Below are 23,735 nucleotides of genomic sequence, written 5' to 3' on the forward strand. Positions count from 1 at the left end.
AGTTTAAAAAAATGCCGCGATTAACGCGGCATTTTTTATAGTGTTACATACTTGGATAGTTAGGTCCACCGCCACCTTCGGGAGTAACCCATACAATATTTTGTGTCGGATCTTTGATGTCGCAAGTTTTACAATGGACACAGTTTTGCGCATTGATTTGCAGGCGGTCTGCGCCTTCTTCCGTCTTCACAAACTCATACACGCCAGCAGGGCAATAACGGGATTCTGGCCCGGCATAGGTCGCCAGATTGATGCCGACCGGGACGCTTGCATCTTTTAAGGTTAAATGAATCGGCTGATCTTCGGCGTGGTTCGTATTGGAAATAAATACCGACGACAGGCGGTCAAACGTCAGTTTGCCATCCGGTTTCGGATACACAATCGGCTGGAATTCGGACGCAGGGCGCAAACATTCATGATCGGCTTTTGAGTGATGCAAGGTCCATGGAGCCTTGCCTCGCAAGACAACCTGATCCAGCCAGACTAGTGGAGAACCATAGGTTCCCTTTTTCAGTAAAGGCTTTACATTGCGCGCGGTATGCAATTCCTCATGTAGCCAAGACTGTTCAAATGCTGTTGAGTAGGCTGTCAGTTCATCGTGCTGACGTTGTGCACCCAATGCATCAAAAGCGGCGGTCGCCGCCAGCATGCCTGTTTTAATCGCTGCATGGCTACCCTTGATACGGCTCATATTCAAGAAGCCAGCATCACAACCAATCAAAGCGCCACCTGGGAATGTCAGTTTAGGCAGCGATTGCAAGCCGCCAGCAGTAATCGCACGTGCGCCATAAGAAATACGCTTGCCACCTTCAAAGAAGCTGCAAATTGCCGGATGCGTTTTAAAGCGCTGAAACTCCTCATACGGTGACAGGTAAGGGTTTTCATAGGCTAGACCAACGACATAGCCGACTGCAACCTGATTGTTTTCCAGGTGATACAGGAAAGATCCGCTGTATTGATCCATTAACGGCCATCCTGTTGTGTGAACCACCAGACCTGGCTTATGTTGTGTGGGATCGATTTCCCATAATTCTTTGATGCCGATACCGTATGACTGTGGATCTTTACCTTTGCTCAGATCGTATTTTGAGATCACTTGTTTGCCCAGGTGACCACGCGCACCTTCGGCGAATAAAGTGTATTTTGCATGCAGTTCCATACCCAGCTGAAAGGCCGGAGAGGCCGCGCCATGACGGTCTACGCCCATATTGCCTGTCGCTACGCCCTTAACCGATCCATCGCCGTTGTACAGCACTTCAGCGGCGGCAAAGCCAGGAAATACCTCGACACCCAGCGCCTCGGCTTGCTGGCCTAGCCAGCGAGTGACATTTGCCAGTGAGACGATATAGTTGCCATGATTCTCAAAGCAGGCTGGCAACATCCAGTTTGGTGTTTTGTATGCTTTTTTTTCGGTCAGAACGAGGACACGATCTTCGGTGACTGCGGTATTTAACGGCGCGCCCATTTCCTTCCAGTTCGGAAATAACTCGCTCAGCGCTTTGGGATCCATGACGGCACCGGACAGTATGTGCGCGCCAGGTTCGCCGCCTTTTTCCAGAACGCAGACCGACACTTCATTGCCTTTTTCGGCAGCGAGTTGTTTGAGCTTGATCGCAGCGGACAGGCCGGCAGGGCCGCCACCGACGATGACGACGTCATATTCCATCGCATCGCGCGGACCGTATTGCTCTACTAGGCTTTGTGTCATGGTGATTATCGCTTTCAGAAAATTTACGAACGAACGTGCTTATTTGTTGTCGGTATGTTATATGCTGTGACTTTATTCTGCAAGCTGAGCATCTGTTCTAAAAATTGTGTGATGCCTGCTTTTATTGTGGGTGAATTATCGCAGAGCACTTGGCAAGATGCAGCATTTTCATGCTTTTTCTCTCTTCAGTCTGAGAAAAATAGTCGTGAAACCGGGAATTTATAAAACACAAACATGGTGGCTATGTCATCATAGCGGCACATTTAGAGTGGTACGCTTACTCAAGCTTTTTGCAGGATTTCGATTACAGTTTTTAGCCGATATTTTGTCAGCATTTTCATCCGGAGAATCAAATGGGTATTGAAGTTAATTTTGAGGGAAAAATTGCATTAGTCACAGGAGCATCCAGCGGCCTAGGTGCCCGGTTTGCCAAAATTCTTGCGCAGGCTGGTGCTCAGGTGGTGCTGGCATCGCGTCGTATCGACCGCTTAAAAGAATTGCGTGCAGAGATTGAGGCAGAGGGCGGTGCTGCCCATGTTGTTGCGCTTGATGTGACAGATTACGCGAGCATCAAATCGGCGATTGCTCATGCAGAAACCGAAGCGGGCCCGATTGATATTCTCATTAATAACTCCGGCGTTTCAACGACACAGCGTCTGATTGACGTGACGCCGGAAGACTATGCCTATGTGATGGATACCAATCAACGCGGTGCTTTTTTCGTTGCCCAGGAAGCAGCTAAGCGGATGATTGCACGCTATAAGGGTGATCCCAAAAAACAACATCGCATCATTAATATTGCCTCGGTTGCTGGCTTACGTGTCTTGCCGCAAATTGGCATTTACTGCGTCAGTAAAGCCGCAGTCGTGCATATGACGAAATCAATGGCCGTCGAATGGGGCAAGTTTGGTATCAACGTCAATGCAATTTGCCCGGGCTATATTTCTACGGAAATCAATCAAGATCATTTCAGCAGCGAGCAAGGCCAGAAACTGATCGACATGTTGCCGAGAAAACGCGTTGGCGTGCCGGAAGATCTTGATGGTCTATTGTTGCTGCTGGCGGCAGAAGAGTCACGTTTCCTGAACGGAGCGATAGTGACGGCAGACGATGGAATGAGTGCGCAATGATAGATCAGAAAGTGCCTGATAAAAAATTGGTTTATACCGTGACCATTCCTATTCGCTGGGGCGATATGGATGCGATGGGACATGTCAATAATACGGTGTACTTTCGCTACATGGAGCAGGCGCGCATCGAGTGGCTGACGATGCTAGGCTGTTTGCCTGACGACAAAGGTAATGGGCCAGTGATTGTGAATGCGCATTGCACGTTCAAGCGTCCGCTGAAATATCCTGACCAGGTCGAGGTCTGTACTTATATCGGCGATGCAGGTCGTAGCAGCTTTGAAACAATTCAAGAAATGCGCAGTGTCGGTGATGGTTATGCTTTGTACGCCGAGGGCGGCGCCAAAGTTGTCTGGGTGGACGCGCAAACGCAAAAATCGACGGCATTACCTGAGGCGATCAAGCAAAAACTGACGGAGTTAAAATCGGCTGCCAAGCCACAGCGTCGCGCGAGAACTGCGTAACTGTGTTGAGGTAGTAATGGCTGTCTTATTTGCTGCGGTATTAGCTGACGATACGTAATAATTTGTGTACCAGCTCACTCGAGGTAGATGCTGTAAATTTGCGCATCAGCTTAGCCCGGTGCATTTCCACGGTTCTGGGACTGAGTCCGATTTGACGAGCGATTAACTTACTGGTTTTACCCTCAACCAGTAAGGCGGCAATCTCTCTTTCGCGTGGTGTCAGTTCGGCGGTCACAGAACGTTTTGAGCTCAGATCTTCAAAGGTCCATATGCCAGCGGCATGTGCGTCTTCTTTGTGTAGTCCACGTCCTGATACGTGGCACCAGAAGAGTTCTTGATTGGCGCGCTTCATGATGCGTTCGTCGGAATAGTAGCCTTTGCTGCTCATGATCGGTGTGATGCGGGCACCTGTCCGTTCGAACTCATCTGGAGTCGGGTAAAGTACAAGAAATGATTGGCCGAGCAACTCTTCTTTTTGATAACCAAACATGTTGGCTAGATCATCGTTGCAGGCGCGGATGATGCGGTTTTGAGAGACGCACATACCGACGGGAGCCTGCTGAAAAATAGTTTCAAAATTGATGGCCTGCGCTACATTCATAGTGAGTAATCTGGTCTCGAATGGGGTTGGGAATTTCGTTTTCACATCATGAACGCTGTCATAGCCTTCGTCTGCACAGCCATGATTGATCAATGAAATAAAGGTCGAAAAAATTAAATAAAAATCAGGTATTTTTACGGTATTGCGCGGCATAGAGTAGCATCTTATGCTGTGTGTATCATAAGAGATGCGCGTTAAAAAATGCATAAAAAATTTCCGTCTGGACGGAATGCGTGTGACGAGACGTTTTCATCATTAAAAAGGGAAAAAATGAATAAGGTTTATCCTGACGCTGCCTCGGCTCTGGCAGATATCGTCAAAGATGGTCAAACCATTGCGGTCGGCGGTTTTGGACTCTGCGGTATTCCCGAGGCGCTGATTGCTGCCTTGCGCGATTCTGGCGTTCAGAACCTGACAGCGATTTCGAATAATGCTGGTGTGGATGGCTTTGGTCTGGGGCAGTTGTTGACTACCCGCCAGATCAAAAAAATGATCGCTTCTTACGTTGGCGAAAATAAAGAGTTTGAACGTCAGTATCTGGCTGGCGAACTGGCACTTGAATTTACACCACAGGGCACTCTCGCTGAAAAATTACGTGCCGGCGGCGCGGGTATTCCCGCATTTTTCACGAAAACCGGCGTCGGCACGATTGTGGCGGACGGTAAAGAGATCCGCGAATTTGACGGACAGCGTTATGTGATGGAGCGTTCTCTGGTTGCCGATGTCTCGCTGGTCAAAGCCTATAAGGCCGATAAGTCAGGCAATCTGGTCTATCGCAAAACAGCACGCAACTTCAATCCGAATGTCGCTATGGCAGGTAAAATCACCGTGGTTGAAGTAGAGCAACTTGTAGAAACAGGTGAGATTGATCCTGATGATGTTCATACGCCAGGCATTTTTGTTCACCGCATCGTTGTGAATGCAACGCCTGAAAAACGCATAGAACAGCGCACTGTTCGCCCAGCAGAATAAGGAGAACAAGATGGCTTGGAATCGTGATGAAATGGCTGCACGTGCGGCAAAGGAATTGCAGGACGGATATTATGTCAATTTGGGCATTGGCTTGCCAACCCTGGTTGCGAATCATGTGCCGCAAGGAATGGAAGTCTGGTTGCAATCTGAAAATGGTTTATTGGGAATAGGCCCGTTTCCGACAGAAGCAGAAGTAGATCCCGACATGATTAATGCCGGTAAGCAGACCGTGACGACATTACCCGGATCATCGATATTCAGCTCGGCAGATTCTTTTGCGATGATACGCGGTGGCAAGATCAATCTTGCTATTTTGGGTGCAATGCAGGTCAGCGAGCATGGTGATCTGGCGAACTGGATGATCCCCGGCAAGATGGTCAAAGGCATGGGCGGTGCGATGGATCTGGTTGCTGGCGTCGGTCATGTTGTGGTCTTGATGGAGCACGTCGCAAAAGGTGATACGCACAAAATCCTGAAATCCTGCAATCTGCCTTTAACCGGTGTAGGTGTTGTGAATCGCATCATCACCGATCTTGGCGTGATCGACGTGACACCGGCAGGATTGAGATTGATCGAACTCGCGCCCGGTGTCAGCATCGAAGAAATCACTGCGAAAACAGAAGCCGCATTGGATATTAGCGCATTTGCCTGATGAGATTTCGCTAATCCGGTCGTGTCAATGTAAAACGCCAGCACATATTGCTGGCTTTTTTTTGCAGAAGTAATCTCGGTCTAATAGAAAACTCGTATTGAATATACTGGGTGCTGTATAGGGATTAATTCCTCATTTCCCTATGATTGACGAGCGGACTTGGACGTCTGAGAGTGATACTCCCTGTTTTTTAAAAAATTGAAGCATCTTACTGTTTTTTCTTTGCCATCTCGCCGGCTGGTTTGACATCGCCACAATCAGCTGACAACCACTTGCCCTTGGTTTCCACATGTTGACTGATGGGTTTTCCATGAGCAACCCCTTTAAAGTCATAGGTCGATTGCATTGCGCTATCTCCGCTATACATGCCTTTGACCGTTCCTGTGCCCTTCATGTCGGGACTGTCGCAGATCAGATCCATCGACCATGTACCTCCGCTGTTTTGGATGTTTTTGGGCTTGCAGGCAGCGTCTTCTTTTTGCCCCGTGGCGGGGTGATCACGCTCCGCCATTTCCTTCGTAATACAGACCTGATGTGTCATGCCACCATTTTGCATCATGGGTATTTTGATGCCCATCTGCTTCATTTTCTCTAGCTGTTCTGGAGGAATCGCCGGCATATTTTTCATCGCATCCGACTGCATGGTCATCTCCCACAAGCCAGGCTTCATTTTGCCTGCGGCAAAAACAGCAGGAGTTGTTGTAGCGATGAATAAGCCTAGTAAAGAGGTCAGGATGACAGATGTCGGTTGCGTGTGCATAGCTAGCCTCATAGACAGAAAGTAGAGTAAAGGAGCATCAATAGGACTAACGAAAAAACCAAGACCTCTTACCAAAGTGACACAGAGGCGCTGTGACACAGAGACACAAATACAAGGCAGGGGTAAGCAGTTCCATAGGATGTCGGTTGAAGATTTTTGAAGTTCCTCAAATGAATCCGTAAGCCTGATGCGCCTGTTGGCGCAAAATGTCTCTGGAAGCCTCACCCAGCCTGCGGATTCAATATGACTAGTGGTAAGCAAATGTCGTTTTGCGAAAGTCCCGATCAGCTAAATAGATGATGAATTACTAATATAGTTCGCTAAGGGCGAAATTCAAAGTTATTTCACCCCAGATCCGTTCAAACTCCCGCCTTTTTTGCTATAAGCCGTTATTGGGCGACCCAGCCACCATCCATATTCCACGCTACGCCGCGTACCTGATTGGCAGCGTCGCTACAGAAAAATACAGCGAGAGCACCTAATTGTTCGGGCGTAACGAATTCACCTGAGGGTTGTTTTTCAGCGAGCAGGGCTTTCTTGGCGTCATCATTACTCAGGTTGTCAGCGGCTGCGCGCGCATCGACTTGCTTCTGGACCAGCGGTGTCAATACCCAGCCCGGGCAAATTGCGTTACAGGTGATACCTGTATGGGCAGTTTCTAATGCCGTGGTTTTTGTGAAGCCAATCAGGCCATGTTTGGCGGCGACGTAGGCAGATTTTTGCGCTGACGCGACCAGACCATGGACTGAGGCGATATTAATGATGCGACCCCAGTTTTTGGTTTTCATGCCAGGCAAGGCCAGGCGTGTCGTATGGAACGCTGAACTCAGATTAATCGCAATGATGGCATCCCATTTTTCGACCGGAAAATCCTCAATGTTCGCCACATGCTGGATGCCAGCGTTATTCACCAGGATATCGACGCCGCCAAATTGACTCGTCGCATAATCCATCATTGCCGTGATCTCGGCGGCTTTACTCATATCGGCATTGTGATAGGCCGTTTTTACCGAAAATTCTTGAGCCACAGCAGCCTGCATGGCCGCGATTTCCTGCGCATCTCCGAAACCATTAAAAATAATATTGGCACCGGCTCCGGCAAACGATCTGGCAATACCCAAGCCAATACCGGAGGTTGAGCCGGTAACCAGTGCTGTTTTACCTTTGAGTGAATGATTTTGCATCGCGACCCCTTGTATATGTTTAAAATGATGGTTGTAGAACTTACCTATGCTATCCGGCATGCCCCCGCTATGAGGCCGGTAGATGACGTGAACCCTAAGCATTCAAATGACGTCAATGATTTTAAGCGCTAGCCTAGTGAAATAGTGCGACGACTTGATGACATAGTAATACTACTAGAACTCTGCTATTGATATTCTTCGTATCCTCTTCGCTGCGCTCATTCTTGAAAGGTGTTCCTCATGTCAGTCCAACGCAAGTCAGTTCAATGTTTGTCTCCTGCTGGATTGCATCGGGTCTCGTATAAGGAGTGGGGCGATCCCCGTAATTCTCGCGTGCTGTTATGTGTGCATGGTGTAACGCGGGTAGCAGACGATTTCGATGCGCTGGCCGAGGCAATGTCTGACACTTACCGCGTGGTCTGTCCTGACATTGTCGGGCGCGGGCAATCAGACTGGTTGCGTAATCCACAGTTTTATCAGATACCGCAATATGTCAGCGATATGGTGACACTGCTGGCGCGGCTGGATGCGGATGTGATTGACTGGTTTGGTACTTCAATGGGCGGTTTGATCGGCATGGGGATGGCGGCGCTGCCAGATAATCCAATCCGGAAATTGCTGCTCAATGATGTCGGCCCCGTACTCAATCCCGCAGCGATTGCACGGATTGCTGATTACATCGGACAAGATATGCGTTTTGCCAGCTTTGATGAAGGCGCTGCTTATATTCGCCTGGTATCTGCGTCATTTGGTCCGCATACGGAAGCACAGTGGCATAAGTTGGCCACTGATGTTTTACGCCAGAATAAAGAAGGGCAGTGGATACGCCATTATGATTTAAATTTATCCATACCGATTAAGGCGACCACACCGGAAATGGCACTGGCCGGTCAGGCCATGTTGTGGGTGACCTATGATGCGATTCAGTGCCAGACACTGGTCGTCAGGGGCGCTGAGTCCGATTTGCTGAGCGCAGAAACAGCGGCAGAAATGCAGCAACGTGGACCACGAGCAAAGGTGGTTGAACTGGCAGGAGTAGGGCATGCACCGACCTTTGTCCAGCCGGAGCAAATCGCTATCGCCAGAGAATTTTTATTAACGTAAACTGTTTGGGCGAGTGCCCACAGTCATGTTGTTATCAACTAGTTTTGCTGTCATCAGGAATGCAATGAGCTTACAACGTTTTCATGTCGGACAGCGTCTGTCCGAGATCGCTATTTTTAATAAAGTGATTTATCTTGCCGGACAAATTCCTGAAGATACGAGCAAGGATATTATCTGCCAGACCGCTGAAGTATTAGGGCATGTTGATCGCTTATTGGCCGAAGCCGGCAGCGATAAATCGCGCATTTTAATGTGTCATATTTTCTTATCCGATATCCAGCAAATTGGCGGTATGAATCAGGCATGGGATGCCTGGGTTGCGTCAGGTAATGCGCCGCCGCGTGCGACAGTTCAGGCTGCGCTGGCAAATCCTGTATGGTTAATTGAGGTTGTCGTCACAGCCGCACAGAATTAAGTATATGGTTTCCATTTCGGCGACAGGGTCGCAATCTCAACTACTTGAGGGTTTGTCTGAAAACGAGTGTGATCGCGTCATGGCGGCACTGGAATTCATCACACCTTTGTATGCACATCGTCAGGTTGTTACTGAACAAAATGCATTGCAGTTTGTTCAGGGTGTCGTCGCTACTCTGGCGATGTTGCGTACGGATGTCGATACCCGGATCGCAGGTCTGTTATTTGAATTGCCTGAGCTGAGTCCCGTCGCCGCCGAACAGATTGAATCAAGGTTTGGTAAGGAAATTGCTGATCTGGTCAGCGGTATCCGTCGCCTGATGCGTCTGCGCGAAGCCGCATTGACGCAGCATGATGTCGGACGCGGTAAAGATGCCGCTGAAAAAGCAGCAACGCAAATGGAGACGCTGCGCAAGATGGTTCTGGCGATGGCGACCGATATGCGCGTAGTGCTGGTAAGGCTGGCTTCGCGTGTCACGACCTTGCGTTATTTTGCTGATTGCAAGCGTGACGACGGGGCTGCGCAGCAATACGCGAGTGAGACCATGGATTTGTACGCACCTCTGGCGAACAGGCTAGGGGTGTGGCAATTAAAATGGGAGCTGGAGGATTTGTCATTCCGTTTTCTGGAACCGGAGCAATACAAGCGTATTGCAAAAATGCTCGAAGAGAAGCGACTCGAGCGCGAAAGTTTTGTGGTCTCCGCTATCGCTCGCCTGAACACGGAATTGAAGGCGGCTGGTGTCAAGGCAGAAGTGTCTGGTCGCCCTAAACACATTTACAGCATTTGGAAAAAAATGCGTGGCAAGGATGTCGATTTTGACGAGTTGTATGACGTGCGTGCTTTCCGCGTCGTCGTTGATGATATTCGCGACTGCTATACCGTATTGGGAATCGTCCATAACGCTTGGACGCCGATTCCCAAAGAGTTTGATGATTATATTTCCCGGCCTAAGCCGAATGGTTATAAGTCACTGCATACAGTGGTGATCGTCGAAGATGGTCGTCCGCTTGAAGTGCAGATCCGCACACGCGAAATGCATCAGTTCGCCGAATACGGTGTCGCGGCGCACTGGCGTTATAAGGAGTCTGGCGGATCGAATTTTTCTGCGCAGGAATATGACGAAAAAATCGCCTGGTTGCGGCAACTGCTGGCATGGAAAACCGAGGTCGCCGACGTCGTTGTCGGGCAAGAAGAATTGCAGCGTGAATGGGTTGAAAAAATCAAGGCAGCAAGCCTGGACGACCGAATTTATGTGCTGACACCGCAGGCGCGCGTGATTGAATTACCGAGTAATTCAACCCCGGTCGATTTTGCATATCACTTACATACGGATGTCGGACATCGTTGTCGTGGTGCGCGTGTCGATAACGTGATGGTGCCTCTGAATACGCCGCTGAAAAACGGCCAGACGATAGAGATCATTACACTCAAGGTCGGCTCTCCGCAAGCCGGACCGTCACGTGACTGGCTCAATGCAGAATACTCGGCAAGTACCAGAACGCGCAGCAAGATCCGCGCGTGGTTCAATGCCATTGATCAGCAAGAAACCTTATCAAACGGTCGTGCCTTGGTTGAAAAAACCTTGCAGCGAGAAGGAAAGACCGCAGTTAATCTGGAAGACCTCGCACACAAGTTGGGCTTTGCCAGTGTCGATGAATTATTTTTATCCGTTGGTAAAGACGAATTCAGCTTGCGCCAGATTGAAAATGTCTTGCGCGAGAACGTAGAGGTTGTCGATCCGGACGAAGTCAATATCACCAATAAAAGCCGGGCATCGAGTGTGACGCAAGGTGCTAAGTCAGGTGTGCTGGTAGTGGGCACCGAGGGGCTGATGACGCAACTTGCGCGCTGTTGCAAGCCCGCGCCGCCTGATGAAATCGTCGGTTTTGTGACGCGAGGCAAAGGCGTTTCCATTCATCGGCTGAACTGCAAAAATTTTGCAGAGATGCGTCATAAAGCACCGGAGCGCGTCATTCAGACGACATGGGGCGAGCACGGCAAAGAAACGGTTTATCCGGTCGATATTTTCGTCTTGGCGCAAGACAGGCAAGGCCTGCTGCGGGATATTTCTGAAGTATTTTCTCGTGAAAAAATCAATGTGATTGGCGTGAATACCCAAAGTGCAAAATCGCAGGCAAGGATGTCATTTACTGCCGAGATCGGTGGCACAGCACAATTGCAAAAAGCATTGGCCGTGATTCGCGAAGTCAGTGGCGTACTTGAGGTTCGCAGGCAGTGAATTTTGTTTGCAAGCGGATTTACTCTCTTATTGATTCCGCAATGTGAACGCGCCTTCTGGCAGTATTTGGTGCTAGGAGGCGCATGAATGCTAGGGAATGTCTGTTGCGCTTTGAAACAAACCTTGAGCGTATTGCGTCAAGGCAGAGCAACTCTTTTTGGCCCGATATCTCAATTTACTTTTTCCAGACTCTGTCTGGCGACAGTTCAACTGTAATCGCCCACACCTTCATCTTCTGCCATGCCTGGCGCTTCTGCCTGTAAGGTGATGTGATCAATTTTATGTTTTTCCAAGAGCATATTTTTGACGCTTTCAAGGATGCGCGGCCATGCACTCAGATCGTCAATTTCTAAATGTCCGATCAGTGCGGGGTAGCCAGGCGACATTTCCCAGACATGTAAATCATGTACGGAAAGCACGCCGGAGATAGATTCCAGGTCATCGCCAATCTGCACATAGTCGATATGGTGCGGCACGCCTTCCATCAAAAAATGATATGACTCACCCAAGACACCAAAGGTCGATTTCAAGATCAGAAGAGAAACAAAGATCGATAAAATAGGATCGATCTGCATCCAGCCAACATAGTAAATAACGGCGCCGGAGACAATCGCTGCAACAGAACCAAGCAAATCCCCCATGACATGCACCAGTGCAGCTTTCGTATTCACGCTTTCTTTGTCGTGGGACAGTACCCATGCCACTACGATATTGATTGCAAGTCCAATACTGGCCACCAGCATGACCGCGCCACCTTGAACCGATTCCGGATGTGACAGCCTTTGTACTGCCTCAAATACGATCCACCCCACGACGGCAAGCATCACCAGGCCATTAACGAACGCTGCCAGCGCTTCAGCCCGGCCGAAACCGAAGGAGTTTTTAGCGGTAGGTGGACGTTTGGCAATCATTTGGGCGAGTAGCGCCAAGCCCAATGCAGAGGCATCCGTTACCATATGTCCTGCATCTGAGATCAGCGCCAGAGAATTTGACCAAAAGCCAAAGCCGACTTCAACACCCGCAAAACTTAAAGTGAGACCAAGCGCCCAGGCGAGGATTTTTTGACTGCGGTTTTCAAAAAAGTGCTGATGCTCTGCATCGCCGCGGCGATGGGCATGAAGATGTTCGCTTTTCTGTGTAGATGTTTTTTGATGCATGAGTGTAAGAGTGATATATACGATGACTTTGATCAGTGTAACCGTGATACGTGACAATGTGGTGAAAGCCCTTAATAGATTGAGAGAGGCCGATTACCGGCTGATGGTCTTCTCTTGGTGAAATTTCCCTGAGATTTTAGGAAATCAATAAAAACACAGAAAAGGTGTTTACGTTTTCGCCTTGGTTTGCTATAGTCTTGGCTCCTCGGGCGGTTAGTTCAGCTGGTTAGAATACTTGGTCGACATCCAAGGGGTCGCAGATTCGAATTCTGCACCGCCCACCAGAATTTTTATCATGCAACGCATACATTGCTACATAGGTAAGAGCGAGAAAGGCATCATGGTTATGACACCGCGAACTACGATCACAGCAATTTGTGAGCGACGTTAGTCGAGGGTCTTTTTCGTTTGTAATTTTTGAAAAAAACGCGGCTAGCCCGCGTTTTTTTTCGTCCGCGTTTTCTGCTATTTCTTTTTGAACGTTGTAGGTATTCGGCAAATATTGCCGGCATGGAGACTTAAAATGGTTTCAGTTCGACTTCCCGATGGTTCGCAGCGTCAGTTTGATGCCCCAGTCACTGTTGCTCAGGTGGCGGCAAGCATTGGTGTGGGTCTTGCCAAGGCGGCATTGGCTGGCAAGGTTGATGGTAAATTGGTAGATACCTCACATTTGATTTCTTTCGATGTGGATCTGGCGATCGTCACAGACAAAGATGCGGATGGTCTTGAAGTCATTCGTCACTCGACAGCCCATTTGCTGGCATATGCAGTGAAAGAGCTGTTTCCTGAAGCGCAAGTCACTATTGGTCCAGTCATCGAAAACGGTTTTTACTACGACTTTTCATACAAGCGTCCGTTTACTCCGGATGATCTGGCTGCGATTGAAAAGAAAATGCAGGAATTGGCTAAGAAGGATGAGCTGGTTACTCGTAAGGTCTTGCCGCGTGATGAGGCTGTTGCTTACTTTAAATCGATTGGTGAAGCCTACAAGGCGGAAATTATTGAATCGATTCCGGCGGATCAAGATGTGTCGCTGTATTCAGAGGGTAGTTTTACTGATTTGTGTCGTGGCCCGCATGTGCCTTCAACCGGTAAGTTGAAAGTATTTAAGCTGATGAAGCTGGCGGGCGCGTACTGGCGGGGCGACTCTAAGAATGAAATGCTGCAACGGATTTACGGTACAGCATTCGCCAAGAAGGAGGATCAGGAGCAATACCTGCATATGCTGGAAGAAGCTGAAAAGCGCGACCACCGTAAGCTGGGTAAGGCACTTGATTTGTTTCATTTTCAGGATGAGGCACCGGGCCTGGTGTTTTGGCACGCTAAAGGCTGGACGATCTGGCAGCAAGTAGAGCAATACATGCGCAAGGTGTATCAGGAATGCGGTTACCAGGAGGTGAAGGGGCCGCAGATTCTTGATAGTAGCTTGTGGGGTAAGACTGGTCATTGGGATAATTACAAAGACAATATGTTTATCACTGAGTCGGAAAACCGCTCGTATGCGTTAAAGCCGATGAATTGTCCTGGTCATGTGCAGATTTTTAATTCTGGCATGAAGAGTTACCGCGACCTGCCGTTGCGTTTTGGCGAATTTGGACAGTGTCATCGTAATGAACCTTCCGGTGCTTTGCACGGCATCATGCGTGTACGAGGCTTCACTCAGGATGATGGGCATATCTTCTGCAGTGAAGAACAGATTCAATCGGAAGTGATCGCATTTCATCCGCAAGCAATGAAAGTGTATAAAGACTTCGGTTTCGAGCACATTCAAGTCAAGCTCGCTTTGCGTCCTGATAATCGTATTGGTAGTGATGAAGTCTGGGATACTGCGGAAGAAACGCTGCGTGCTGGCTTGCGTGCCTGTGGTCTGACCGAGTGGGAGGAGTTGCCAGGTGAGGGCGCATTCTACGGACCGAAAATCGAATATCACCTGAAGGATAGCCTCGGACGTCCTTGGCAGGTAGGTACTATGCAGGTTGATTTCTTTATGCCCGGTCGCCTCGGAGCTGAATATGTGGCGGATGATAATAGCCGTAAAGTGCCGGTAATGTTGCATCGTGCTATTGTCGGTTCGCTCGAGCGTTTTATCGGAATGTTGATAGAAAACCACGCTGGTGCGATGCCGGTATGGCTGGCACCAGTACAAATTGCGGTCTTGAATATCTCTGAATCACAGGCCGAATACGCTAAATCAGTTGCGGAAAACCTGAAGAAACAAGGGTTTAGAGTGCACACAGATTTGCGTAATGAGAAAATAACCTATAAAATACGCGAGCATTCGATGCAGAAATTACCTTACATCATCGTGATCGGTGATAAGGAGCGGGATGCAAACACAGTGGCTGTGCGTACACGTGGCAATCTGGATCTGGGTGTAATGACCCAAGATGCCTTCTTGGAGCGTCTGAAAAATGACATCGACACCAAGGCTTAACCGGAACTGTTGCGTAAAGAAGCACAGCCAAATTATTTAATTTTTGAAGGAAACTGCAATAGCTACTGACAAGTCACATCGCATCAACGGTGAAATTACAGCGCCAGAAGTGCGCTTATCCGGCGTTGAAAACGAGCCGTTAGGCATCGTTAAACTAGTTGAGGCCTTTCGCTTAGCGGAAGAGGCCAATGTTGATTTGGTGGAGATTGCGCCTACTGCGCAACCCCCGGTTTGCCGCTTGATGGATTACGGCAAATTCAAGTACCAGGAACAGAAGAAGGCGCACGAAGCCAAGCTGAAACAAAAAGTCATTTTGGTTAAGGAAGTTAAATTCCGTCCTGGTACAGATGATGGTGACTACAACATTAAGTTGCGTAACCTGACCAAGTTCCTGGATGATGGTGATAAAACCAAAATTACTCTGCGTTTCCGTGGTCGTGAAATGGCGCATCAGGAAATTGGTATGCGTATGCTGGAGCGTCTGAAGCTGGATCTGGAGCCGTATGGCCAGGTTGAACAGTTTCCTAAGATGGAAGGTCGTCAGATGATCATGATTCTGGCACCGAAGAAAAAGAAATAAGATTTGCGAGAACCATTGATGCAAGTCAGTGGTTGTTGCGATGAGTATGGACTCGATTTCATGCTCCAACAAGTGAGAGTAGGCATCCAAGTGCATCGTAATCGTTGCCACCTACAATCATGTTAAAAAGGAACTGTCCTAAACAGACAGGTGTTTTATGCCTAAAATGAAAACAAAAAGCTCTGCCAAGAAGCGCTTTCGCGTTCGCCCAGGTGGAACTGTTAAATGTGGTCACGCTTTCAAACGTCATATCTTGACTAAGAAAACAACCAAGAACAAACGCCAATTGCGCGGTATCACGAACGTTAATGCAGCAGACGTAACATCAGTCATGCGCATGATGCCAACAGCTTAACCTCTACTCACTATTTAAGGAGTTACTATGCCTAGAGTAAAACGTGGGGTTACAGCTCGTGCCCGTCATAAGAAAGTTCTCGATTTAGCCAAAGGCTATCGTGGTCGCCGCAGCAAGGTATACCGTATTGCCAAGCAAGCAGTTATGCGCGCTGGCCAATATGCCTACCGTGATCGTCGTAACAAAAAACGTGTATTCCGCGCTTTGTGGATCACGCGTATCAATGCAGCTAGTCGTCAACACGGCCTGACATACAGCGTGTTCATGAATGGCCTGAAAAAAGCCTCTATCGAACTGGATCGTAAAGTCCTGGCCGATATGGCAGTGACTGACAAACCAGCGTTTGCTGCGATTGTTAATCAAGTTAAGGCTAACCTGGCAGCATAATTGTTAAGTGCGGTTTGCCTGGCAGATATAGGTCGGGCAATATCGCAAGATGAGCGGGGCAGAGGTTGAATCCTGTGCCCCGTTTTATTTTTAGTAATCAAATTCAGCTTCCCTGTCGGGAATAATCGCATGAACCCCTTAAATCATCTTGTAATTCAAGCGCGTGCAGACTTCTCTGCCGCACAAGACGCTGCTGCACTGGAAAACGCCAAGGCACTATATCTTGGAAAAACTGGACAGATAACAGAGCAAATGAAAAGTCTTGGCAAGTTGGCGCCAGACGAGCGCAAAGCGCAAGGCGCGATTATCAATGCTGTAAAAGAACAGATAGAAAACTTATTGATAGAGCGTCGTGACGCTTTGTCGAATGCACAAATGCAATCCCGCTTAAATGCTGAGGCGATTGATGTGAGCTTGCCTGGGCGCGGTCGTGGCATGGGGGGTATTCATCCAGTCATGCGCACCTGGCATAGAGTCGAGGAGATTTTTCGCTCAATTGGTTTTGATGTGGCCGATGGTCCTGAAATCGAAAATGACTGGACTAATTTCACTGCATTGAACAGTCCTGAGAATCATCCTGCGCGCTCAATGCAGGACACTTTTTATGTCGAAGGTAACGATAGCGCCGGTAAGCCACTACTGCTGCGCACACATACCAGCCCTATGCAAGTACGCTACGCACGCATGAATCAGCCGCCGATCAAGGTGATAGCGCCCGGTCGTACTTATCGCGTAGATAGCGATGCAACACATTCTCCTATGTTTCATCAGGTCGAAGGTTTATGGATTGATGAGAACATCAGTTTTGCCGACTTAAAAGGTGTGTATCTGAATTTCGTCAAAGCTTTTTTTGAGACTGATGATTTGCAAGTGCGCTTCCGTCCTTCTTATTTCCCGTTTACAGAACCTTCTGCAGAGATCGATATTGCTTTTGGCAGCGGTCCGTTGAAAGGGCGCTGGTTGGAAGTGTCCGGCTCTGGTCAAGTGCATCCAGCGGTGATCCGGAATATGGGATTGGATCCCGAAAAATACATAGGTTTCGCCTTCGGTTCAGGCCTGGAGCGCCTGGCGATGCTGCGTTATGGAATTAACGATCTGCGTTTGTTTTACGAAGGTGATCTGCGATTCCTGAAGCAATTTAACTAATCCCGGTTGACTGTGGTGCCGCACGCGCTGCACCTGAATGATCAAATTTATTGTACGTAAATCGTACTCATCGTCGAATTTCTACACGGCTAAATTATGCAATTTTCTGAAAACTGGCTACGCACTATGGTTGATCCGAAGATGTCTTCGGATGAATTGTCTCACCTACTGACGATGTCAGGATTGGAAGTTGAGGAAGTGGAGGCGGTTGCGCCACCTTTTAGTCATGTGGTTGTCGCCGAAGTTCGCGAGATTGCCAAGCATCCGGATGCTGATCGCCTTAATGTGTGCCAGGTCGATGTCGGTACCGGGACTTTGCTCAATATTGTATGTGGGGCGCCAAACGTTCGCGTTGGCATGAAGGTGCCTTGTGCGATGGCAGGTGCTATTTTGCCACCGGGTGCAGATGGCAAACCTTTTGAAATCAAAGTTGGTAAATTGCGTGGTGTGGAATCGCAAGGCATGCTGTGCTCTGCACGTGAATTGAAATTATCTGAGGATCATGGTGGTCTGCTTGATTTGCCTGCCGATGCGCCGGTCGGTCAGAATTTCCGTGATTATTACCAGCTGAATGATCTGAAATTCACCATTAAACTGACACCTAACAAAGCAGATTGTTTATCTGTTCTGGGTGTAGCACGCGAAGTGTCCGCACTGACCGGCACTACTTTAGTGACGCCGGAAATTAATCCTGTCGCTGTAACTTTGCAAGAAACGCTTAAGGTAAAAATCTCAGCACCTGATTTATGTGGTCGGTTCAGTGGTCGCGTTATCCGTGGTGTGAATGCAAAAGCGTCGACGCCTGATTGGATGAAACAACGTCTGGAGCGAAGCGGTCAGCGCCCGATTTCGGCATTGGTCGATATTTCTAATTATGTGATGCTGGAGCTAGGGCGTCCAACCCATGTGTTTGACCTTGATAAGATTCATGGTGACCTGGACGTTCGGTGGGGCAAAGCCGGTGAATCTCTTAAACTATTGAATGGTAATACCGTCAGTGTTGATGAGTGGGTTGGCGTCATTTCTGACGATAAAGAGATCGAATCGTTGGCCGGTATCATGGGTGGCGACTTAACCGCTGTGAGTCTGGATACGCAAAATATTTATCTCGAAGCGGCGTTCTGGTGGCCTCAGTCAATACAAGGCCGGGCCCGTAAATATAATTTCTCTACCGATGCGGCACATCGCTTTGAGCGAGGTGTCGATTATGCGACGACCGTCGAGCATATCGAACGCATTACCGCTTTGATCGTCGAAATCTGCGGTGGATCTTCCCAGGTGAAAGTGGGGCCAGTGGATGACCAGATCGTCAATTTACCTCAGCGTCCTGCTGTGCGTTTACGTACTGCGCGTGCCGTAAAGATCATTGGCGTAGCACTGGATGACGCACAAATTGCCGATATTTTTACTCGCCTTGGATTAGTCTTTACCCAGACATCGGGAGAGTTTTTGGTGACGCCACCTAGCTATCGTTTCGATATCGAGATTGAAGAAGATCTGATTGAAGAGGTCGCGCGCGTTTATGGCTTTGAGAATATTCCGACCCGGCCACCAGTTGCCGCTAATGCGATGTTGATTGCGCCGGAAAATCATCGTTCCTTATTTACTTTACGCCGTCAAATTGCGGATCTCGATTATCAGGAAGTAGTCAATTACAGTTTTGTTGAGGCCGCATGGGAAAAGGATTTTGCCGGCAACGATGCTCCGGTTAAATTACTGAATCCAATTGCAAGTCAGATGAGCGTCATGCGATCGAGCTTGATCGGTAGTCTGGTTGCGAACGCTCGTTACAATCTGAATCGCAAACTCAACCGTATTCGTATTTTTGAAATTGGTGCGGTGTATCTGCGCGATGCGTCGATCCCTGATGGTCCCTTGACCGTTGCTGGTTATGATCAGCCTAAGCGTATCGCTGCCTTAGCATATGGCCCTGTCGCAGATGAGCAATGGGGGCAGGCAACTCGTAATGTTGATTTCTTTGATGTTAAGGCTGATTTGGAAGCGCTGTTTGCGCCTAAAGTTTTGCGTTTTTCTAAAACCGAACATGTCGCTTTGCATCCCGGACGCTCAGCGAGTATTGAATGTGAAGGCCAATTCGTCGGCATGATCGGTGAGTTGCATCCGCGTCTGCAGCAGAAATACGACTTGCCTCTAGCACCTGTCGTTTTTGAAATCAGTACCAACGCTTTGCAAACGATTCAGTTACCTGTTTATAAGGAAATTTCAAAATTCCAGATGGTGACACGCGATATGGCATTGCAGGTAAAACATTCAGTATCAGTGCAAGATTTGATGGATGTATTTCATCATGAGGCGGCAAATAACGAAACATGTAAAATCTTGCAAGCCGTTGTTTTATTTGATGAATATCGTGGTAAGGGATTGGAGTCTGACGAAAAAAGTCTTGCTTTCCGCTTTAGCTTGCAAGATACTCAAAGTACGTTACAAGACGATAAAGTTGAGGCAGCAATGGCCGCTTTGCTTGCTGTTGTAGCTGCTAAATTCTTCGCTAAATTACGTTAACAATTTGGTGTAGTTCAGTTAAATAAATAAAAATTATCATGATCATATTTTGCATAGAAGCTTAAAATGATTGGGTATGTTTTCAGTAAGTAGGATACAAATATAATGAATGACCTGACTTCCGCAGAACTGCAATCGGTTCTTGATGCAGATTTGAATCGGGCGATGCGAGAAGCCAAAGCGCGCTCACAAGCGGAAAAAGAGCTGCCAACTCTGACTAAGGCTGAGCTGGCAGAGCTTTTGTTTGAACAAGTCGGCTTGAACAAGCGCGAAGCCAAAGATATGGTGGAAACCTTCTTTGACGAAATTCGTGATGCGCTGGAGCGAGGTGAGGCGGTCAAGTTATCTGGCTTTGGTAATTTTCAGTTGCGTGATAAGCCTCAGCGCCCCGGTCGTAATCCTAAAACTGGCGAAGAAATTCCTATTACCGCACGTCGTGTAGTGACTTTCCATGCGAGCCAAAAACTCAAAGGTATGGTCGATTCTGTTGGTAATCAACCTCTTGCACATGCAGCCTGAATTCCCTTATGAGTGAAATCAAGTTAGACGCGTTTGTGTTGCCTCCCATCCCTGCGAAACGTTACTTCACGATTGGTGAGGTGAGTGAGTTGTGTGGCGTCAAGCCGCACGTACTGCGCTATTGGGAGCAAGAATTCACTCAACTAAAACCTGTGAAGCGACGTGGTAACCGTCGTTATTATCAACATCACGAAGTGTTATTGATACGTCGCATTCGGGAGCTTTTATATGAGCAAGGTTTTACGATTAATGGCGCACGTAATAAGTTAAATATGCATGCAGCAGTCATCGACGAAGTTTCTGATATCGAAGTAGCGCCGATTAATTTTTTGCGGATTCGTAATGAATTGAACGCTGTATTGAACTTGCTGAAGCGCTAATGTACCCAGCATCTTATTGATATCATGCGGGATAATCTTCAGCGCAAAAAAGCGACGATTGTTGACTCAATCATCGCTTTTTTATTTTTACCCGCTAAGTTCCGTCGATATGCCCATTGAACGATATATTCACGTTAAGGGCATTGGAGGAGCTACTTTGAGAATGACTATTCGCTTGTTGAACTGAACGGCATATAGCCTTTTCCAGTTGCTTGCTGTAATGGCGTTGCCATACATCGTGCTTTTTACCCCACCCATTCAGCCTCATCCGCCTTCATGGTTGCAGGTGCACAGATGTGAATTCCTGATCTGTCGTATGATGTATTTCGTTGCTATTCACTTTCTGGAATTGCAATAATTAATTGAACAAACGCGCATCGACACAGTCTATAAAGATTTGGAGCGAATCAATGAATACAATGAAATCTCAATCAATACAAAAATTACGTCGTTTGATCATTTTGGGTTCGGTCATGTTCGCCACATTCCATCATTCAAGCGTGTTGGCGGCTGAGGCAGATAGTTTAGATAAAGTGATTAACGGCAATTGGCGTTCGGATGAGAATCGTGCCCGCGATCCATTTCGTCATCCAAAACAAACGCTGGAATTTTTCGGTGTTAAAGCAGATGCGCGGGTCATAGAAATCACGCCCGGTGGCGCTGCCTGGTATGGTGAAATTCTTGCGCCATATCTGAAAGATCGAGGCCAGTACATTGCAGCTAACGCGGCTAGTGAAAAAGCGCCGGCTAGTACGATGACGTATTACAACCGTGTTAAAGCGACTCAGGAGAAGAAGTTTTCAGCAGATCCAGAGCGTTATAGCAAAGTTCAAACTATTAGCTTTGATCCATCTGCGCCGCGGTTTGGGGCTGTAAACTCGGCAGACTTTGTATTGACTTTCCGTAACGTACACAATTGGGTCGCTGATCACAATGAGGCGATCATCTTTAAAGCTATGTTCGATGTGTTGAAGCCGGGCGGTGTGCTTGGCGTTGTTGACCATCGTGCTAAAGCCGGTAAAGTACTCGATGCTAAACTCATCGATTCGGGCTATCTGCCTGAGGATTATGTCATTACGCTGGCTCAGCAAGCTGGATTTAAATTGCTGGCAAAAAGTGACATCAATGCGAATCCTAAAGATGGTAGCGATTATCCGAAAGGTGTCTGGACTTTACCTCCAACTTATGCCGAAGGTTTGAAGGATAAAGAGAAATATGCGGCAATAGGGGAGAGTGATCGCTTCACCCTGAGGTTCGTTAAGCCAAATTAATAATGTTTGTATGATTTTGCCTTATCGGTAAAAAGAGTGACGCCCGCAATTGACACTCTTTTTATTTTGAACATGACGCTGGCATTGACTAATGTTGTCGCCGTAAAGAAAAAGGTCTGACTAAGAAATTAGTCAGACCTTTATATTTTGGCTCCCCGACCTGGACTCGAACCAGGGACCTGCGGATTAACAGTCCGTCGCTCTACCAACTGAGCTATCAGGGAATAGAAGAAATGATGATCTTCGTTAAACTATTTTTGCAGCTGATGCTGCGTACTTCAAATTCTGTGGCTCCCCGACCTGGACTCGAACCAGGGACCTGCGGATTAACAGTCCGTCGCTCTACCAACTGAGCTATCAGGGAACAGAGACAAAGATTATATGCGCTTTTGCCCGAGCTGTCAAAATTTTTCTATTGGCAAATGCCTAAGCTCGCGATATCCGGCATGAAAGCGACCTCTTACTTCACTCTCATACCGGTTACTGATGACTACTTAAAGCACTTTGGCAATCGCGCCAATGACCGCGTCAATATTGCGGTTGTTGAGTGCGGCAACACAGATGCGGCCGGTGTCTACAGCGTAGATGGAGTTGTTGTCGCGCAGTTTTTCTACTTGTTCCTTCGTCAGGCCTGAGTAGGAGAACATGCCGCGCTGTTGCGTGACAAAATCAAAATTGTGAGCAGGTGCTTGGGCTTTCAGTTTTGCAACAAATGCCGTTCGCATTTCGCGGATGCGCACGCGCATCCCTGCCAGTTCCTCTTCCCACATCTGACGCAGTTCGGGTGTTGCTAACACCGTTGCGACGACTTGCCCGCCGTGGGTTGGCGGATTCGAGTAGTTGGTGCGAATGACGCGTTTGAGTTGCGACATGATGCGTGCTGCTTCTTCAGCACTGGAGGCGGCGATGCTCAAAGCACCGACGCGCTCGCCATACAGGGAGAAAGATTTAGAGAATGAGTTGGAGACGAATAGCGCACCACCTGCTTCAGCGAAGCGGCGTACGACTTTGCCATCGGACTCGATGCCGTCGCCAAAGCCTTGATAGGCCATATCCAGAAACGGCACCAGCTTGCGCTCAGTGACTACCTGGATCACTTTTGTCCATTGATCGTCGTTCAGGTCGGCACCGGTCGGGTTATGGCAGCAAGCGTGCAATAACACGATAGAGCCTTCCACCATAGTTTTGAGTGCGCCCAGCATGCCGTCAAAATTAACGCCTTTGGTGACTGCATCGTAGTACGGATAAGCATTCACTACGAAACCTGCAGACTCAAACAAAGCGCGATGATTTTCCCAACTTGGGTCGCTGATCCAGACCTGCGCATCAGGTGCGAAGCGTTTTAAAAAATCTGCACCGAGTTTCAATGCGCCTGTGCCGCCAATTGCCTGCGCCGTGATCGCGCGTTTTTCTGTAACAACGGCGCTATCAGCACCGAATACCAGTTCTTGTACGGCTTTATCGTATGCGGCCAGACCTTCGATCGGCAAATAAGTGCGTGGTGCATATTTTTCCATCAGAATAGCTTCTGCTTTTTTGACACATTCCAGCAGTGGTACTTTGCCGTTGTCATCGTAGTAGACGCCGACGCCGAGATTAACTTTTGCAGGATTTTTATCTGCGTTAAAGCCTTCGGTGATGCCTAATATCGGGTCGCGTGGCGCCATTTCGATGGCAGAGAACAGGGAGGAAGAAACAGGAGCGTTCATCGTGATAATATGAAAAATTAGCCGTCAATTTTCTGACAGTGAGGT

Annotated in this window: 22 protein-coding genes and 3 tRNA genes; 17 read left to right on the forward strand and 8 right to left on the reverse strand. The window is 48.2% G+C overall.

Translation table 11 applies throughout. The annotated features are described in order from the left end of the window. Window positions 1-43: 43 nt before the first annotated feature. Window positions 44-1,666, reverse strand: coding sequence for an electron transfer flavoprotein-ubiquinone oxidoreductase (locus ACO0LE_RS10815; RefSeq protein ID WP_422960468.1), 1,623 nt, complete (start codon window positions 1,664-1,666; stop codon window positions 44-46). Window positions 1,667-2,061: 395 nt separating this feature from the next. Here ACO0LE_RS10815 and ACO0LE_RS10820 point away from each other — a divergent pair, with 395 nt between their 5' ends. Together ACO0LE_RS10820 and ACO0LE_RS10825 are read left to right on the forward strand one after the other, a co-directional pair. After that, window positions 2,062-2,838: an SDR family oxidoreductase gene (locus ACO0LE_RS10820; RefSeq protein WP_422956042.1), complete on the forward strand. Its 777-nt coding sequence runs from the start codon at window positions 2,062-2,064 to the stop codon at window positions 2,836-2,838. After that, the gene (locus ACO0LE_RS10825) at window positions 2,835-3,299 is read left to right on the forward strand and encodes an acyl-CoA thioesterase (protein ID WP_422956041.1); all 465 of its coding nucleotides are present in this window, start codon (window positions 2,835-2,837) and stop codon (window positions 3,297-3,299) included. Before ACO0LE_RS10820 ends, ACO0LE_RS10825 begins: the two co-directional genes overlap by 4 nt. 40 nt (window positions 3,300-3,339) lie before the next feature. On the opposite strand, the gene ACO0LE_RS10830 is transcribed toward ACO0LE_RS10825, so the two are convergent. Further along, window positions 3,340-3,900, reverse strand: a complete 561-nt coding sequence (locus tag ACO0LE_RS10830) for a LuxR C-terminal-related transcriptional regulator (protein ID WP_422960469.1) — start codon at window positions 3,898-3,900, stop codon at window positions 3,340-3,342. A 270-nt stretch (window positions 3,901-4,170) separates the two neighbouring features. On the opposite strand from ACO0LE_RS10830, the gene ACO0LE_RS10835 reads away from it, so the two are divergent. Both ACO0LE_RS10835 and ACO0LE_RS10840 read left to right on the forward strand, forming a co-directional pair. Further along, window positions 4,171-4,872: a CoA transferase subunit A gene (locus ACO0LE_RS10835; RefSeq protein ID WP_422960375.1), complete on the forward strand. Its 702-nt coding sequence runs from the start codon at window positions 4,171-4,173 to the stop codon at window positions 4,870-4,872. A 10-nt stretch (window positions 4,873-4,882) separates the two neighbouring features. Further along, complete coding sequence (locus ACO0LE_RS10840) at window positions 4,883-5,524, forward strand: CoA transferase subunit B (RefSeq protein WP_422960376.1); 642 nt, start codon at window positions 4,883-4,885, stop codon at window positions 5,522-5,524. A 208-nt stretch (window positions 5,525-5,732) separates the two neighbouring features. On the opposite strand, the gene ACO0LE_RS10845 is transcribed toward ACO0LE_RS10840, so the two are convergent. Both ACO0LE_RS10845 and ACO0LE_RS10850 read right to left on the reverse strand, forming a co-directional pair. Then, window positions 5,733-6,284, reverse strand: a complete 552-nt coding sequence (locus ACO0LE_RS10845; protein ID WP_422960377.1) for a DUF3617 domain-containing protein — start codon at window positions 6,282-6,284, stop codon at window positions 5,733-5,735. A 389-nt stretch (window positions 6,285-6,673) separates the two neighbouring features. Beyond that, on the reverse strand, window positions 6,674-7,468 hold the full coding sequence (locus tag ACO0LE_RS10850) for a 3-hydroxybutyrate dehydrogenase (protein WP_422960378.1): 795 nt from the start codon (window positions 7,466-7,468) through the stop codon (window positions 6,674-6,676). A 240-nt stretch (window positions 7,469-7,708) separates the two neighbouring features. Between ACO0LE_RS10850 and ACO0LE_RS10855 the strand changes: the two genes are divergently transcribed. From ACO0LE_RS10855 to ACO0LE_RS10865, 3 genes are all read left to right on the forward strand, one after another. Next, window positions 7,709-8,572 carry an alpha/beta fold hydrolase gene (locus ACO0LE_RS10855; protein WP_422960379.1) on the forward strand — a complete coding sequence of 288 codons (864 nt, stop codon included), beginning with the start codon at window positions 7,709-7,711 and terminating at the stop codon, window positions 8,570-8,572. 64 nt (window positions 8,573-8,636) lie between these two features. Next, window positions 8,637-8,987 carry a RidA family protein gene (locus ACO0LE_RS10860; RefSeq protein WP_422960380.1) on the forward strand — a complete coding sequence of 117 codons (351 nt, stop codon included), beginning with the start codon at window positions 8,637-8,639 and terminating at the stop codon, window positions 8,985-8,987. A gap of 4 nt (window positions 8,988-8,991) precedes the next feature. Further along, window positions 8,992-11,229, forward strand: a complete 2,238-nt coding sequence (locus tag ACO0LE_RS10865; protein WP_422960381.1) for a RelA/SpoT family protein — start codon at window positions 8,992-8,994, stop codon at window positions 11,227-11,229. 206 nt (window positions 11,230-11,435) lie between these two features. Here ACO0LE_RS10865 and ACO0LE_RS10870 read toward each other — a convergent pair whose 3' ends face one another. After that, window positions 11,436-12,386, reverse strand: coding sequence for a cation diffusion facilitator family transporter (locus ACO0LE_RS10870; protein ID WP_422960382.1), 951 nt, complete (start codon window positions 12,384-12,386; stop codon window positions 11,436-11,438). Window positions 12,387-12,593: 207 nt separating this feature from the next. Between ACO0LE_RS10870 and ACO0LE_RS10875 the strand changes: the two genes are divergently transcribed. The 10 genes from ACO0LE_RS10875 (at window position 12,594) to ACO0LE_RS10920 (ending at window position 21,981) form a co-directional block, all read left to right on the forward strand. Then, window positions 12,594-12,670: transfer RNA gene (locus ACO0LE_RS10875), tRNA-Val, on the forward strand. Between the two features lie 239 nt (window positions 12,671-12,909). Then, entirely contained in the window at window positions 12,910-14,820 is a 1,911-nt protein-coding gene (thrS, locus tag ACO0LE_RS10880) for a threonine--tRNA ligase (protein WP_422960383.1), read from the forward strand. A 43-nt stretch (window positions 14,821-14,863) separates the two neighbouring features. Further along, window positions 14,864-15,400 (forward strand): translation initiation factor IF-3, encoded by a 537-nt coding sequence (gene infC, locus ACO0LE_RS10885; RefSeq protein ID WP_262835906.1) that lies wholly within the window; start codon window positions 14,864-14,866, stop codon window positions 15,398-15,400. A gap of 157 nt (window positions 15,401-15,557) precedes the next feature. Further along, complete coding sequence (rpmI, locus tag ACO0LE_RS10890) at window positions 15,558-15,755, forward strand: 50S ribosomal protein L35 (protein WP_262835907.1); 198 nt, start codon at window positions 15,558-15,560, stop codon at window positions 15,753-15,755. Window positions 15,756-15,782: 27 nt separating this feature from the next. Next, window positions 15,783-16,142 (forward strand): 50S ribosomal protein L20, encoded by a 360-nt coding sequence (gene rplT, locus ACO0LE_RS10895; protein ID WP_262835908.1) that lies wholly within the window; start codon window positions 15,783-15,785, stop codon window positions 16,140-16,142. Window positions 16,143-16,271: 129 nt separating this feature from the next. After that, a complete protein-coding gene (pheS, locus tag ACO0LE_RS10900) occupies window positions 16,272-17,288 on the forward strand; it encodes a phenylalanine--tRNA ligase subunit alpha (protein ID WP_422960384.1) in 1,017 nt (338 codons plus the stop codon). Between the two features lie 96 nt (window positions 17,289-17,384). Beyond that, window positions 17,385-19,811 carry a phenylalanine--tRNA ligase subunit beta gene (pheT, locus tag ACO0LE_RS10905; protein ID WP_422960385.1) on the forward strand — a complete coding sequence of 809 codons (2,427 nt, stop codon included), beginning with the start codon at window positions 17,385-17,387 and terminating at the stop codon, window positions 19,809-19,811. Between the two features lie 105 nt (window positions 19,812-19,916). Then, window positions 19,917-20,330 carry an integration host factor subunit alpha gene (locus ACO0LE_RS10910; RefSeq protein WP_422956028.1) on the forward strand — a complete coding sequence of 138 codons (414 nt, stop codon included), beginning with the start codon at window positions 19,917-19,919 and terminating at the stop codon, window positions 20,328-20,330. A gap of 8 nt (window positions 20,331-20,338) precedes the next feature. Beyond that, complete coding sequence (locus tag ACO0LE_RS10915; RefSeq protein WP_422960386.1) at window positions 20,339-20,710, forward strand: MerR family transcriptional regulator; 372 nt, start codon at window positions 20,339-20,341, stop codon at window positions 20,708-20,710. A gap of 419 nt (window positions 20,711-21,129) precedes the next feature. After that, complete coding sequence (locus ACO0LE_RS10920; RefSeq protein WP_422960387.1) at window positions 21,130-21,981, forward strand: class I SAM-dependent methyltransferase; 852 nt, start codon at window positions 21,130-21,132, stop codon at window positions 21,979-21,981. 148 nt (window positions 21,982-22,129) lie between these two features. Here the strand turns inward: ACO0LE_RS10920 and ACO0LE_RS10925 are convergent. From ACO0LE_RS10925 to ACO0LE_RS10935, 3 genes are all read right to left on the reverse strand, one after another. Then, a tRNA-Asn gene (locus ACO0LE_RS10925) sits at window positions 22,130-22,205 on the reverse strand. A 64-nt stretch (window positions 22,206-22,269) separates the two neighbouring features. Beyond that, window positions 22,270-22,345, reverse strand: a tRNA-Asn gene (locus ACO0LE_RS10930). A 130-nt stretch (window positions 22,346-22,475) separates the two neighbouring features. Beyond that, window positions 22,476-23,690: an amino acid aminotransferase gene (locus tag ACO0LE_RS10935; protein ID WP_422960388.1), complete on the reverse strand. Its 1,215-nt coding sequence runs from the start codon at window positions 23,688-23,690 to the stop codon at window positions 22,476-22,478. Window positions 23,691-23,735 lie beyond the last annotated feature (45 nt).

The sequence above is a fragment of the Undibacterium sp. Xuan67W genome, assembly GCF_049340165.1.
Lineage (GTDB): Bacteria > Pseudomonadota > Gammaproteobacteria > Burkholderiales > Burkholderiaceae_D > Undibacterium.

Bases quoted from the DNA above. Each gene is read 5' to 3' on its own strand.
- pheT (WP_422960385.1), top strand. From the start codon at position 17,385: ATGCAATTTTCTGAAAACTGGCTACGCACTATGGTTGATCCGAAGATG.
- rpmI (WP_262835907.1), top strand. From the start codon at position 15,558: ATGCCTAAAATGAAAACAAAAAGCTCTGCCAAGAAGCGCTTTCGCGTT.
- ACO0LE_RS10870 (WP_422960382.1), bottom strand. From the start codon at position 12,386: ATGCATCAAAAAACATCTACACAGAAAAGCGAACATCTTCATGCCCAT.
- ACO0LE_RS10835 (WP_422960375.1), top strand. From the start codon at position 4,171: ATGAATAAGGTTTATCCTGACGCTGCCTCGGCTCTGGCAGATATCGTC.
- ACO0LE_RS10855 (WP_422960379.1), top strand. From the start codon at position 7,709: ATGTCAGTCCAACGCAAGTCAGTTCAATGTTTGTCTCCTGCTGGATTG.
- ACO0LE_RS10920 (WP_422960387.1), top strand. From the start codon at position 21,130: ATGAAATCTCAATCAATACAAAAATTACGTCGTTTGATCATTTTGGGT.
- pheS (WP_422960384.1), top strand. From the start codon at position 16,272: ATGAACCCCTTAAATCATCTTGTAATTCAAGCGCGTGCAGACTTCTCT.
- ACO0LE_RS10845 (WP_422960377.1), bottom strand. From the start codon at position 6,284: ATGCACACGCAACCGACATCTGTCATCCTGACCTCTTTACTAGGCTTA.
- ACO0LE_RS10820 (WP_422956042.1), top strand. From the start codon at position 2,062: ATGGGTATTGAAGTTAATTTTGAGGGAAAAATTGCATTAGTCACAGGA.
- ACO0LE_RS10860 (WP_422960380.1), top strand. From the start codon at position 8,637: ATGAGCTTACAACGTTTTCATGTCGGACAGCGTCTGTCCGAGATCGCT.
- rplT (WP_262835908.1), top strand. From the start codon at position 15,783: ATGCCTAGAGTAAAACGTGGGGTTACAGCTCGTGCCCGTCATAAGAAA.
- ACO0LE_RS10815 (WP_422960468.1), bottom strand. From the start codon at position 1,666: ATGGAATATGACGTCGTCATCGTCGGTGGCGGCCCTGCCGGCCTGTCC.
- ACO0LE_RS10830 (WP_422960469.1), bottom strand. From the start codon at position 3,900: ATGAATGTAGCGCAGGCCATCAATTTTGAAACTATTTTTCAGCAGGCT.
- ACO0LE_RS10850 (WP_422960378.1), bottom strand. From the start codon at position 7,468: ATGCAAAATCATTCACTCAAAGGTAAAACAGCACTGGTTACCGGCTCA.
- ACO0LE_RS10825 (WP_422956041.1), top strand. From the start codon at position 2,835: ATGATAGATCAGAAAGTGCCTGATAAAAAATTGGTTTATACCGTGACC.
- ACO0LE_RS10840 (WP_422960376.1), top strand. From the start codon at position 4,883: ATGGCTTGGAATCGTGATGAAATGGCTGCACGTGCGGCAAAGGAATTG.
- ACO0LE_RS10915 (WP_422960386.1), top strand. From the start codon at position 20,339: ATGAGTGAAATCAAGTTAGACGCGTTTGTGTTGCCTCCCATCCCTGCG.
- ACO0LE_RS10935 (WP_422960388.1), bottom strand. From the start codon at position 23,690: ATGAACGCTCCTGTTTCTTCCTCCCTGTTCTCTGCCATCGAAATGGCG.
- ACO0LE_RS10910 (WP_422956028.1), top strand. From the start codon at position 19,917: ATGAATGACCTGACTTCCGCAGAACTGCAATCGGTTCTTGATGCAGAT.
- thrS (WP_422960383.1), top strand. From the start codon at position 12,910: ATGGTTTCAGTTCGACTTCCCGATGGTTCGCAGCGTCAGTTTGATGCC.
- ACO0LE_RS10865 (WP_422960381.1), top strand. From the start codon at position 8,992: ATGGTTTCCATTTCGGCGACAGGGTCGCAATCTCAACTACTTGAGGGT.